Here is a 12,410-nt window from a genome sequence, read left to right as displayed (position 1 = left end):
AGTTCCACCCCGCGCGGTGAGCGCCTCGCACGAGCGCTCGACGCTCGCACCCTCCCTGTCCGACCACGCCCACCGCCTGCGCGACGCAGGTTCGAGGAGGAGGATCCCAGGGGGTATCCGGAACCGGCCGGGTGATCCGTACCGCCGCCCGGTGGACGTCATTGGTCCACTCCAACGGAGGTTATCCACAGGGGTGGTAGGGCCGCCGGGCGGCGCGTACGGTGCCAGGCATGAAGATCCTCATCAGCGCCGACATGGAGGGCGCCACCGGTGTGACCTGGCCCGCCGACGTGCTGCCCGGCACGCCGCAGTGGGAGCGGTGCCGCGCGATGTTCACCTCCGACGTGAACGCCGCCGTGCTCGGCTTCTTCGACGGCGGCGCGGACGAGGTCCTCATCAACGAGGCGCACTGGTCCATGCGGAACCTGCTCCTGGAGCGGCTCGACGAGCGGGCCGAGATGCTCACCGGCCGGCACAAGTCCCTCTCGATGGTCGAGGGCGTGCAGCACGGGGACGTCGACGGCATCGCCTTCGTCGGCTACCACACCGGCGCCGGCACCGAGGGCGTCCTCGCGCACACCTACCTCGCCAACTCCATCACCGGGGTCTGGCTGAATGGCGAGCGGGCGAGTGAGGGCCTGCTCAACGCCCATGTGGTCGCGGAGTACGGCGTGCCCGTCGTCCTCGTCACCGGGGACGACCTGACCTGCGAGGACGCCCTCGGCTACGCGCCCGAGGCGCTCAAGGTCGCCGTCAAGGACCACGTCTCGCGGTACGCGGCGGTGTGCCGCCCCCCGGCGAGGACCGCCGCCGACATCCGCGCCGCGGCGAAGACCGCCGCCGCGCTCGCCGTCCGGTACGAGCCGGTCGGGGGCGGCCCGTTCACCGTGGAGCTGGAGTTCGACGCCGAGCACCTGGGCGCCGCCGCCACGGTGGTTCCCGGCGTGGCGCGGAGCGGCGAGCGGCGCGTCGCGTACACCAGCGAGACGATGTACGAGGCAATTCGCACGTTCAAGGCGGTCACGACCATCGTCTCGGCCGCGGTGGAGGAGCAGTATGGCTGAGGAGGTCCGGAGCCCGGACACGACGTCGCTCGACGAGGTGGTCACCTTCACCTCCGAGCTCATCCGCATCGACACCACCAACCGGGGCGGCGGCGACTGCCGCGAGCGGCCGGCCGCCGAGTACGTCGCCGAGCGGCTCGCGGACGCCGGGATCGAACCCACCCTCCTGGAGCGGACCCCCGGCCGCACCAACGTGGTGGCGCGGATCCCCGGCACCGACCCCTCGGCCGAGGCGCTCCTCGTCCACGGCCACCTGGACGTGGTGCCCGCCGACCCCGCCGAATGGGCCGTTCACCCCTTCTCCGGCGAGGTGCGCGACGGGGTCGTCTGGGGGCGCGGCGCCGTCGACATGAAGAACATGGACGCGATGGTCCTGGCCGTCGTCCGCTCCTGGGCCCGCCACGGCATCCGGCCCCGCCGCGACGTCGTCCTCGCCTACACCGCCGACGAGGAGGCCAGCGCCGAGGACGGCTCCGACTTCCTCGCCGACCGGCACGCGGCGCTCTTCGAGGGCTGCACGGAGGGCATCAGCGAGTCCGGGGCGTTCAGCTTCCACCCGCAGCCCGGCACCACCCTCTACCCGATCGCGGCGGGGGAGCGGGGCACCGCCTGGCTCAAGCTCACCGCCCGCGGCCGGGCCGGCCACGGCTCCAAGGTGAACACGGCCAACGCCGTCACCCGCCTCGCCGCGGCCGTCGCCCGGATCGGCGCCCACGCCTGGCCGGTCCGCCTCACCACGACCGTCCGCGCCGCCCTCACCGAACTCGCCGCGCTGTACGCCATCGACGTCGACACGAGCGCCCCCGACCTCGACGTCGACCTCCTCCTCGACAAGCTCGGCCCCGCCGCAGCCCTCGTCGAGTCGACCGTCCGCAACAGCGCCAACCCGACGATGCTGGAGGCCGGTTACAAGGTCAACGTCATCCCGGGCCAGGCCGTGGCCTACGTCGACGGGCGGATGCTGCCGGGCGGCGAGGAGGAGTTCGCCGCGACCATGGACCTGCTCACCGGACCCGGCGTGGAGTGGGAGTTCCACCACCGCGAGGTGCCCCTGGAGGCCCCGGTCGACTCCCCTACCTTCGCCAAGCTCCGGGCCGCCGTCGAGTGCTTCGACCCGGCCGGGCACGTCCTGCCGTTCACCATGTCCGGCGGCACGGACGCCAAGCAGTTCTCGCGGCTCGGCATCACCGGCTACGGCTTCTCGCCGCTCCGGCTGCCCCCGGACCTCGACTACGGAGCGCTCTTCCACGGCGTCGACGAGCGCGTCCCGGTGGACGCCCTGCACTTCGGCGTCCGTGTGCTCGACCACTATCTGAAGTCCGCGTAGGACAGAGGGGGGACCAGTCCCATGACAGGGGGAGACGAGATGGCCATGACCACGGCCGGGTACGGCAGCTGGCCGTCGCCCGTCGACGCCGCGCTCGCCGCCGCCCACGACGGGCGGCCCGAGTACCTCGGTGCCGTCGGCGACGAGCTCTGGTGGACCGCGCCCCGCCCCGCCGAGGGCGGCCGGCGCGCCCTCGTCAGGCGGCGCGCCGACGGCACCGAGCAGAGCCTGCTGCCCGCCCCGTGGAACGTCCGCAGCAGGGTGATCGAGTACGGCGGGCAGCCCTGGGCTGCCATCGCGCGCCCGGCGGGCGGACCGCTCGCCGTGTTCTGCCACTTCCCCGACCAGCGGCTCTACGCGTACGAACCCGACGCCGAGCCCGCCACGGAGCCGCGACCGCTGACCCCGCTCTCCTCCGTCGGCGGCGGACTGCGGTGGGTGGACCCGGTCATCCGCCCGGACCGGGGCGAGGTGTGGTGCGTCCTGGAGGAGTTCACCGGCCCCGCCCCCACCGACGTGCGCCGCGTCCTCGTCGCCGTGCCCCTCGACGGCTCGGCCGCCGAGGACCGTGCCGCCGTCCGGGAACTCTCCGACGGGCGCCACCGGTTCGTCACCGGACCCCGGCTCTCCCCGGACGGCCGCCGGGCGGCCTGGATCGCCTGGGACCACCCCCGGATGCCCTGGGACGGCACCGAGGTCCAGCTCGCCGAGGTCACCCCCGACGGCACCTTCCGGGAGGCCAGGACCGTCGCCGGCTCGGCCGCCGAGTCGATCCCGCAGGTCGACTGGGACGCGGCCGGCCGACTGCTCCTCGTCAGCGACCGCACCGGCTGGTGGAACCTCTACCGCGCCGAGGTCGACGCCGACGGCCGCCTCGCCGAACCGGAGGCGCTCTGTCCCCGCGCCGAGGAGTTCGGCGGCCCGCTCTGGCAGATCGGACTCCGCTGGTTCACCCCCCTGGAGAACGGCCTGATCGCCGTCGTCCACGGCAGGGGGACCACCACCCTCGGGATCCTCGACCCCGAACGCCGCGCCCTCGTCGACGCCGGCGGATCCCGCACCGAGTGGGCCGCGACCCTCGCCGCCCACGGCACCCGGGTGGTCGGCGTCGCCGCCGGCCCGCACCGCTCCGCCGAGCTCGTCGAGCTCGACACCCGCACCGGCCGCAGCCGTGTGGTCGGCGCCGCGCACACCGACGCCGTCGACCCCGCCTACCTCCCCGAGCCCCGGATCCGCACCTTCACCGGCCCCGGCGGGCGGGAGATCCACGCCCAGGTGCACCCGCCGCGCCACCCCGGCTTCACCGGGCCCGAGGGCGAGCTGCCGCCCTATGTGATCTGGGCCCACGGCGGCCCCACCGGCCGCACACCGCTCGTCCTCGACCTGGAGACCGCCTACTTCACCTCGCGGGGCATCGGCGTCGCCAAGGTCGACTACGGCGGCTCGACCGGATACGGCCGGGAGTACCGGGAGCGGCTGCGCGAGCAGTGGGGCGTCGTCGACGTCGAGGACTGCGCGGCCGTCGCGGCGGCCCTCGCCGCCGAGGGCACCGCCGACCCCGCCCGGCTCGCCGTGCGCGGCGGCAGCGCGGGCGGCTGGACCAGCGCCGCGTCCCTCGTCTCCACCGACGTGTACGCCTGCGGCACGATCATCTACCCCGTCCTGGACCTGTGGAGCTGGGCCACCGACGAGACCCACGACTTCGAGTCCCAGTACCTCCACGGACTGATCGGACCGCTCGACAAGGTGCCCGCCCGCTACAAGGAGCGCTCGCCGATCGAGCACGTCGACCGCGTCACGGCCCCGTTCCTGCTGCTCCAGGGCCTCGACGACGTCATCTGTCCGCCCGCGCAGGCCGAGCGCCTCCTCGCCCGCGCGGCCGGCCGGGGCGTCCCGCACGCCTACCTCGCCTTCGAGGGGGAGGGGCACGGCTTCCGCAGGGACGACACCATGACCCAGGCCCTGGAGGCCGAACTCGCCCTGTACGCAAGGACCTTCGGCATCGATCGTACGGACGTGCCTGACCTGGAGTACCGCGCATGACCGGCCCGTCCTCCGCCGTCGAACCCCTGACCCGGCCCGAGCGGCTCAGGCCCGGGGCCCGGGTCGCCGTCGTCGCCCCCAGCGGTCCCGTCCCCGAGGAGCGGCTCACGGCCGGGCTCGACATCCTGCGCGGCTGGGGCCTGGAACCGGTGGTCGCCCCGCACGTCCTGGACGCCCACCCCACGCTCGGCCACCTCGCGGGGGCGGACCGGGCGCGCGCCCGCGATCTGACCGAGGCCTGGTGCGACCCGTCGGTCTCCGCCGTGCTCTGCGCGCGCGGCGGGTTCGGGGCCCAACGCATGGTGGACCTGGTCGACTGGACGGCGATACGGGCGGCGGGGCCCAAGGCGTTCGTCGGCTACAGCGACGTCACCGCCCTGCACGAGGCCTTCGCCGTCCGAGCGGGCTTCGCCACCCTGCACGGACCGATGGTCGCCGCCGGCACGTTCCTGTCGGACCCGCGCACCCGGGAGTCGCTGCGGGCCACGCTCTTCGAGCCCGAGACCGTCCGGACCCTCGGCCTGGAGACGGCGCGGCCCCTGGTGCCGGGCCGGGCCCGGGGCGTGACGCTCGGCGGCTGCGCCAGCCTCCTCGCCGCCGACCTCGGCACCCCGCACGGGCGTCCCTCGGCGCGCGGCGGGCTGCTGCTCCTGGAGGACGTGGGGGAGGAGCCGTACCGCCTCGACCGCATCCTCACCCAACTGCTGCGCTCCGGTCGGCTCGACGGGGTCGCGGGCATCGGCCTCGGCTCCTGGGAAGAGTGCGGTCCGTACGAGGAGGTGCGGGCGGTGCTCGCCGACCGGCTCGGCGGGCTCGGGGTGCCGGTCGTGGAGGAGATGGGCTTCGGGCACAGCACCACCGCGCTGACCATGCCGCTCGGCATACCCGCCGTACTCGACGCGGACACGGGCACGCTCACCCTGGACGCACCGGCCCTGCGCTGAGGGGGAGGCCACGCCGGTACGGCGCACCCGCCCTGCGCTGAGGGGGAGGCCACGCCGGTACGGCGCACCCGCCCTGCGCTGACCGTCGCTCGGTACACCGTTTGGCCACTCGCGGGCGGTCGGGCGGCCTGCCGCACCCCCCGCCCGCGCCGGGCTCCTACTCCGACGCCGTCCTGCGCTGGTGCGCGGCGGCCTCGTCCCGGCTCGTCTCCAGGTGGCGCAGGGCCAGCTTCTCGACGCGCTCCACGTCCCGCGCCTCGATCCCCCGGTACAGCTCCGCGTGCTCCTCGGCGACGACGGTGAAGTCGTCGTGCTGCCCGAGCAGCCAGCGCATCCGGCTGCGCAGCGTCGCGTTGAGCTCGCTGAGCAGGGCGTTGTCGGCCAGCTCCGTGACGGTCTCGTGGAAGTCGGCGGCCGCCCGCCGGGCGGCCTGCCCGTCGCCCTTGGCCGCGGCCGCCAGCTCGGCGTCGAGGTCGGCGCGGAGCTTGGCGAGCCCCGCCCGGGTGCGGCGCTGCGCGGCGAGCCGGAAGCCGAGGATCTCCAGGGCGGACCTGACCTCGCCGAGGTCCGAGATGTCGGACGCCGTGAACTCGCGGACCACCGCCCAGGTGCGCGGGCGGGGTGTCACCAGGCCCTCCGCGACCAGGTCCCGCAGGGCGTCGCGGACGGGCAGCCGGCTCACGTCCAGCTCGGCCGCGATCTCGCGCTCCACCAGCCTGCTGCCGGGGGCCCGGGTCCCGTCGATGATCTGGTCGCGCAGGACGCGCGTCACCCGCTCCGATTCGGGTCGGAATTCCTCAGCGCCTGTCATGCCGCCATTCTCCCATCGGAGGGCGGGCGGCGGTCCGCCGGACCCGGCCGCCCGCGCGGGGAGCGTCGCCTTCACTGAATCTCCGTCAACAACCTTCGTCCGGCGCGTTGACGGGCTTATGACACGTGTCACAGCATGGGCGCTGCCCGGGTACCTACCAGTCGGTAGGTGCCGGGCCTCTCGGTGTCGTCCTCAGCGTGGAGGTCCCCTGTGTCCCGTGCCGTGCCCCGATCCCGCAAGGTCCTCGCGCTCGTGGCCGGCGCGGCCGCGCTCGCCGCGCCGCTCGCCCTGGCCGTGCCCGCGAGCGGCGCCGAGGCCGAGGCCGGCGCGTACACCGTCACCCCGCTCCGGTTCACCGTCGAGGCGGGCGGCCGGAGTTGCGCGGTCGACGCCGACCTCTACCGGCCCGCCGGTGCGGACGCCGCCCACCCCGCGCCCGCCGTCCTCGCCACCAACGGCTTCGGCGGCAGCAAGAGCGACGGCTCCACCGCCGCGATCGGCAAGGCCTTCGCCGAGCGCGGCTACGTCGGCCTCGTCTACTCGGGCCTCGGCTTCGGGAAGTCCGGCTGCCTGATCTCCCTCGACGCCCCGGAGACCGACGGCCGGGCCGCCGCCCGCCTCGTCGACTTCCTCGCCGGCAGCCGGGCCGCCGACGACGGCACCCGCGTCGACTTCGTCACCCGGGACGGCGCGGGAGACCCGCGCGTCGGCATGATCGGCGGCTCCTACGGCGGGGCCGTCCAACTCGCGGCCGCCTCCGTCGATCCCCGCATCGACGCCCTCGTCCCCCTCATCACCTGGAACGACCTCGCGTACTCGCTCGCCCCCAACGCCGCCGACCGGGCCACCCCCGGCGTCTTCAAATGGCAGTGGGCCAACGGCTTCTACCTCATCGGCGAGGGCCAGCCCCTCCTCTCCCCGTCCCTCGACCCCAGCCGGATCAACTCCCTCGGCTGTCTGCACTTCGTCACCGACGCCTGCGACACCGTGAGGCTCCTCAACTCCGGCCGCTACCCGGCCGCCGAGACCGAGAAGATGCTCACGTACGCCCGCAGCGTCTCACCGGTCTCCTACCTGGACCGGATCACCGCCCCCACCCTGATCGTCCAGGGCCAGTCCGACAGCCTGTTCAACCTCAACGAGGCGCGCGCCACCTACGACCGGCTGCGCGAGCGGGGCGTCGACACCCGGATGATCTGGCAGTCCTGGGGCCACAGCGGCGGACAGAAGCCGGGCGAACTCGACCTCGGCGACCCGGAGGGGAGTTACGTCGGACAGCGCGTCCTCGCCTGGTTCGACCGCCACCTCCGGAAGAACGCGGCCGCGGACACCGGCCCCGCCTTCGCCTGGTACCGCGAGGGGCAGAGCGCTTACGGCACCGCGGACCGGGTCCCGGCGCTCAGCCAGAAGCTGTACCTCTCCGGCGACGGCAAGCTCGTCGACAACCGTACGAAGGTCGCCCGCGGCTCCCGGCAGTACGGCAACTGGCTGGTCCCCACCAGCCACTCCGAATCCTCGCTCGCCGGGATGATCGGACTCCCCGACCCCCGGCCGTACGACACCCCGGGCACCTACCTCGGCTGGACCAGCGCCCCGCTCACCGCGCCCGTGGACCTCGTCGGCGCGCCGAGGGCGACCCTCCGGGTCGTGTCCCCGGCGACCGAACGCGTCCAGGACTCGGGCGACGCCGCCGACAAGCTCGTCCTCTTCGCCAAGCTCTACGACGTCGCGCCCGACGGGACGAAGACCCTGGTCAACCGGCTGGTCGCGCCGGTGCGCGTACCGGACGTCACCCGCCCCTTCACCGTCGAGCTGCCGGGCATCGTCCACCGGTACGAGACGGGCCACCGGCTGGAGTTCGTCGTCGCCGCGAGCGACACCGCGTACTCCGGCAACCGGGGCGTCAAGCCGGTGACCGTCGTCAGCGACCCCGAGTCCACGGGGACGCTCTCCCTTCCCCTGGTGGGCGGGGGAAGGGTCGGCTGAGGCCTACGGGCCCACGGGCCTACAGCGCCGCGTACCCCGGGCGGACGACCTCGTCGATCAGCCGCTGCCGCTCCGGCAGCGGCAGGAAGGCGGCCTCCAGGGCGGCGACCGTGAACTCCTCGAAGACCTCGGGGCCGTACCCGAACGCGTCCACCATGTGCTGGAACTCCTCGCTCATGGTGGTGCCGGAGACCAGCCGGTTGTCGGTGTTGAGCGTGATCCGGAAGCCGAGCCGGCGCAGCTCGTCGATCGGGTGCGAGGCGTAGTCCTTCGCGGCGCCCGTCTGGAGGTTGGAGGTCGGGCAGACCTCCAGGGCGATGCGGTTGTCCCGGACGTACGAGGCGAGCCGGCCCAGCGTGCCGTCCTCGGCGATGTCGTCCGTGATCCGCACGCCGTGGCCGATCCGCTCGGTGCCGCAGACCTGCACGGCCTCGTGGATCGACTCCGCGCCGACGGCCTCGCCGGCGTGGATCGTGTAGTGGCAGTTCTCCCGCTTCAGGTGCTGGAAGGCGGCGAGGTGGCGGGCCGGCGGGTTGCCGATCTCGCCGCCGGCTATGTCGAAGCCCGCCACGCCGTTGTCCCGGTGCGCGACCGTGAGCTCCGCGATCTCCAGGGAGCGGTCGGTGTGGCGCATGCCGGTGAGGAGGGTGCGGACCGTGATCCGGCCGCCGGTGCGGCGCTCGCCCTCGCGGAAGCCGTCGTTCACCGCCTCGACGACCTCGTCGAGGGTGAGGCCGCCCTCCAGGTGCTGCTCGGGGGCGTAACGGATCTCGGCGTAGACGACGCCGTCCGCCGCCAGGTCCTCGGCGCACTCGGCCGCGATGCGCACGAGCGCCTCGCGGGTCTGCATGACCGCGCAGGTGTGGGCGAAGGTCTCCAGGTAGCGCTCCAGCGAACCGGAGTCGGCGGCGTCCCGGAACCAGACCGCGAGCTCGGCCGGGTCCTCGGTCGGCAGCGCGGTGTAGCCGCACTCCCGCGCCAGCTCGACGATGGTCGCGGGGCGCAGCCCGCCGTCGAGGTGGTCGTGGAGGACGGCCTTGGGGGCCCGGCGGATCCACTCGGAGACGGTGGCGGCGGCAGGCGTGGCAGAGTTGTCAGACAAGTGCATGGCGGGGAAGTGTACGCCAAGGGCGCGCGGGGCGCTGTGACGGGCCCGACGGGCGGCCGGCGGGCCGGGGACTCCGCCCCGGTGCGGGCGCGAGGGGGCACCCTCGCGGCCTGTGGCTCGGGGGTCTGTGGGCCCGGGACCCGGGGCTTCGGCGGGCGGAGGCGCCCGCACGGTTCACGGACCGGGCCCTGGACGACAGGCCCCCGGCCCCCGGCCCCCGGCCCCCGGCCCCCGGCCCCCGGCCCCCGGCCCCCGGCCCCCGGCCCCCGGCCCCCGGGCCGTGGGCGCGGAGGCGCCCTCGTGGCTCACGGCCTGAACCCCGGCGCGCGGAGGCCCCTCGCGGCCCGTGGTCGGGCTCCGGCGTGCGGAGGCGTCTTCGTGGCCGGAGCTCGGGCGGGCTCCCGCCCCCACTCAGTACGACTGCAGCACCGGCAGCGCGGGCGTGCCCGTCGGGAGCATGTGCTTGGCCGCCAGGACCGGGGTCTCGCCGACCCGCACCACCTGGGTGACCAGGACGGCGGGGGTGTCCGCCGGGCGCCCCAGCTGCTCCCCGCGCCGCCGCCCGAGCAGCGTCGCCGTGATCCCGCTGTGCGCGCTCAGGGCCGTCTCCCGAGACGCCCCCACCAGCACCGCCAGCATCGAGACCGCGCCGCCGGCCCCCGTCTCGGCCTCCGCCGCCCGCAGGGCCCGCGCGAACTCCGGGTGCACGCGGTCGAGCAGCTCGTCGGGCGCCGCCCACTCGTGGCTCAGCGCCGCCGCCGTGCCCTCCCCGCCCAGTACGGACTCCCAGAACCGCAGCTCGGCGCGGGCGGGCGCGAGCAGGTGCTGGGTGGTGAAGTCGGTCGGCTCCTCGACGGTCCTGAGCAGCGCCCGCACCCGCAGGGGGGCGCCCGCGCCGATCAGCTCCTCCAGGGGCTGGACGTGCTCGAAGCCGCGCCGGGGCGGACGGTCGTTGACGGTACGGCCCACCCCGCGCCGCACCGTGAGGACGCCGTCCTCCTGGAGCAGCAGCAGCGCCTCGCGCAGGGCCGGCCGGCTGACGCCCAGCTCGGCGGCGAGCTTCGGCTCGGAGGGGAGCGTGGAGCCCGGCGGGTAGGTGCCGTCGTGGACGGCGTCCGCGATCCGCTCGTAGAGCGCCACGACCGGTCGCCGCCGCTGTCCGCTGACCGCCACGGCCCCTCCTCGTCTCGTCACCGGCGCGCTCTCCGCCGGTCTTCGCACCACGGTAGTCGGCCCGCGTTGTCTGACAAGTCACCCGTACGGCTCTGCTCGCCGTCACGGGGAGGCGCCGCGCGTCCCATTCTGGTCCCACGGCCGTGGCCGGGTACGACCGACGCGGCACGACGGAGGAGAGGGGCCGGGCATGAGTCCCAAGTGGACGCCACGGGCAGCGGGCGGGGGCAAGTCCCGCTGGGCCGGAGCCCTCACCCCGGGGCGGATCGCGATGGTCGCGGTCGCGGTCCTCACCCTGGTCTTCATCTTCGAGAACACCCGCGAGGTCAGGATCCGCCTGCTGGTCCCCGAGGTCACCCTGCCGCTCTACGTGGCGCTGCTCGCCACCGCCCTCCTCGGTGCGGGCTGCGGCGCCTACTTCGCCGCCCGGAGGCGGAAGTGAGGCGGGCCGCCGTCGTCGGCGTCGGCGCGGTCCTGGCGCTCGCGGCCGTCGCCGCCTCCTCGGCGGAGGGTGCCGCCACGCCCGGCGACGAGGCCGGGGCACGGCCGATGCCGGACTTCCTGGGCCGGGGCCTGTGGCAGGTCTTCACCCGCCTCGACCGCCGGACCCGCCTCGACGTCCACGACGTGAGCGGCCGCGACCGGCGGGTGCTCTGGCCGCCGTGCTGGGAGGTCTGCACCCAGTACCCGACGGTGGGCACGGCCCTCGACCGGCGGACCACCGTCATGATCGGAGTGGTACGCAAGGGCGAGACCTGCCCACCCCGCGTCCGCGACGCCCGCCGCTGAAGGGCCCGTGTTCCGCCGGAGCCGCGCCCGCTGCCGAAGGGCTCTGCCCTGCCGCCGCCCGCGCCCGCCGCTGTAGGGCCTGTGTTCCGCCGGCCCCGTGCCCGCCGCCGAAAGCCCGCCCGCCGCTGCCCGTCGGCCGCCGCCGAGAGCCCGCACCCCGCCGCCGAGAGCCCGCACCCCGCCGCCGCCCGCGGCCGAAAGCCCGTGCCCCCCGTCCCCGGCCCGCATAGCCTGGCCGCATGTCCGACGAGCCCACCGCCTACCTCGCCGTCGGGCCCCGCGTGGGCCTGCGTCCCTTCTCCCTCGCCGACGCCGAGGAGTTCACCGCCCGCGCCCGCGAGAGCCGGGAGCTCCACCGTCCCTGGCTCTTCCCGCCGTGCACGGCCGAGGCGTACGCCGCCTACGCGGGCGTTCTGATCGAGGACCCGGCGCGCGCGGGCTTCCTGGTCTGCGAGCGCGCCGACGGCGGCGGGATCGCCGGCTTCGTCAACATCAACAACATCGTCCGCGGCGCGTTCCGCAGCGGCGCCCTCGGGTACGGCGCCTTCGCGCACGCCGCCGGACGCGGACTCCTCACCGAGGCCCTCGGGCTGGTCCTGGAGCACGCCTTCGGCCCCCTGGAGCTGCACCGGCTGGAGGCGAACATCCAGCCCGGCAACACCGCCTCCCGTGCCCTCGTCCGCCGCGCCGGCTTCCGCCTGGAGGGCTTCTCGCCCGCGATGCTGCACATCGACGGAGCCTGGCGCGACCACGAACGCTGGGCCATCACGGCATCCGACTAGGGCGTGTATCGAAAGCACGGACAGGCCGGGCGGGGTGATGTCCCGGTCCGGCCCGTCCGCTCTCTGCTAAAGGTCGAGCTGATACTGGTGTGTCGTGTGCGTGGGTGTGTAGCCGAGACCGTCGTTGACCCGTCGCATGTGCGCGTTGCTGTCGGCGGTGTCGGTCAGGAGGTCACCGAGGTCCGGATAGTCCCTGTGGGCCTGTCGGGTCGACTCGGCCTTCATCCATCGGCCGAGGCCGTGACCTCGGTGCTCGGGCAGCACCCCCGTGCCGTAGTGCTGGCCGTCACCTGTGCCGTCGCCGGGGATGACGAGTTCGGTGAAGGCGGCGATCGAGCCGCAGAGTTGAGCTCGGCCGCCTCTTGACCGACCCCTGACCTGAT

The 12,410-nt window shown here is 74.7% G+C and carries 11 protein-coding genes and 1 pseudogene; 8 read left to right on the top strand and 4 right to left on the bottom strand.

Annotated features, from left to right (window positions below):
* Positions 1-230: 230 nt before the first annotated feature.
* The 4 genes from BLW86_RS07305 to BLW86_RS07290 are packed head-to-tail and all read left to right on the top strand — an operon-like array spanning position 231 to position 5,378.
* On the top strand, positions 231-1,064 hold the full coding sequence (locus BLW86_RS07305; RefSeq protein ID WP_093873262.1) for a M55 family metallopeptidase: 834 nt from the start codon (positions 231-233) through the stop codon (positions 1,062-1,064).
* Complete coding sequence (locus BLW86_RS07300; RefSeq protein ID WP_093873261.1) at positions 1,057-2,391, top strand: M20/M25/M40 family metallo-hydrolase; 1,335 nt, start codon at positions 1,057-1,059, stop codon at positions 2,389-2,391. The genes BLW86_RS07305 and BLW86_RS07300 overlap by 8 nt, the downstream gene beginning before the upstream one ends.
* A gap of 21 nt (positions 2,392-2,412) precedes the next feature.
* Positions 2,413-4,434 (top strand): S9 family peptidase, encoded by a 2,022-nt coding sequence (locus BLW86_RS07295; protein WP_177181588.1) that lies wholly within the window; start codon positions 2,413-2,415, stop codon positions 4,432-4,434.
* Positions 4,431-5,378: a S66 peptidase family protein gene (locus tag BLW86_RS07290; RefSeq protein WP_093873260.1), complete on the top strand. Its 948-nt coding sequence runs from the start codon at positions 4,431-4,433 to the stop codon at positions 5,376-5,378. The genes BLW86_RS07295 and BLW86_RS07290 overlap by 4 nt, the downstream gene beginning before the upstream one ends.
* Positions 5,379-5,535: 157 nt before the next feature.
* On the opposite strand, the gene BLW86_RS07285 is transcribed toward BLW86_RS07290, so the two are convergent.
* Entirely contained in the window at positions 5,536-6,189 is a 654-nt protein-coding gene (locus BLW86_RS07285) for a GntR family transcriptional regulator (protein WP_093873259.1), read from the bottom strand.
* A gap of 210 nt (positions 6,190-6,399) precedes the next feature.
* On the opposite strand from BLW86_RS07285, the gene BLW86_RS07280 reads away from it, so the two are divergent.
* Positions 6,400-8,175 (top strand): CocE/NonD family hydrolase, encoded by a 1,776-nt coding sequence (locus BLW86_RS07280; RefSeq protein ID WP_093873258.1) that lies wholly within the window; start codon positions 6,400-6,402, stop codon positions 8,173-8,175.
* A 19-nt stretch (positions 8,176-8,194) separates the two neighbouring features.
* Here BLW86_RS07280 and BLW86_RS07275 read toward each other — a convergent pair whose 3' ends face one another.
* Entirely contained in the window at positions 8,195-9,283 is a 1,089-nt protein-coding gene (locus BLW86_RS07275) for an adenosine deaminase (protein WP_093873257.1), read from the bottom strand.
* 411 nt (positions 9,284-9,694) lie between these two features.
* Positions 9,695-10,456 (bottom strand): GntR family transcriptional regulator, encoded by a 762-nt coding sequence (locus BLW86_RS07270; RefSeq protein ID WP_093873256.1) that lies wholly within the window; start codon positions 10,454-10,456, stop codon positions 9,695-9,697.
* 190 nt (positions 10,457-10,646) lie between these two features.
* Here BLW86_RS07270 and BLW86_RS07265 point away from each other — a divergent pair, with 190 nt between their 5' ends.
* The 3 genes from BLW86_RS07265 to BLW86_RS07255 all read left to right on the top strand — a co-directional run bounded on the left by BLW86_RS07265 (position 10,647) and on the right by BLW86_RS07255 (position 12,027).
* Entirely contained in the window at positions 10,647-10,898 is a 252-nt protein-coding gene (locus BLW86_RS07265) for a lipopolysaccharide assembly protein LapA domain-containing protein (RefSeq protein ID WP_093873255.1), read from the top strand.
* On the top strand, positions 10,895-11,245 hold the full coding sequence (locus tag BLW86_RS07260; RefSeq protein WP_093873254.1) for a hypothetical protein: 351 nt from the start codon (positions 10,895-10,897) through the stop codon (positions 11,243-11,245). The genes BLW86_RS07265 and BLW86_RS07260 overlap by 4 nt, the downstream gene beginning before the upstream one ends.
* A 239-nt stretch (positions 11,246-11,484) precedes the next feature.
* The gene (locus BLW86_RS07255) at positions 11,485-12,027 is read left to right on the top strand and encodes a GNAT family N-acetyltransferase (protein ID WP_093873253.1); all 543 of its coding nucleotides are present in this window, start codon (positions 11,485-11,487) and stop codon (positions 12,025-12,027) included.
* A gap of 66 nt (positions 12,028-12,093) precedes the next feature.
* Here BLW86_RS07255 and BLW86_RS43000 read toward each other — a convergent pair.
* A pseudogene (locus BLW86_RS43000) lies at positions 12,094-12,366 on the bottom strand (GNAT family N-acetyltransferase); the annotation flags it as partial.
* Positions 12,367-12,410: the final 44 nt, after the last annotated feature.

It is taken from the genome of Streptomyces sp. TLI_105, assembly GCF_900105415.1.
Taxonomy (GTDB): Bacteria; Actinomycetota; Actinomycetes; order Streptomycetales; family Streptomycetaceae; genus Streptomyces.
This window is presented reverse-complemented; position numbering and strand designations above follow the sequence as displayed.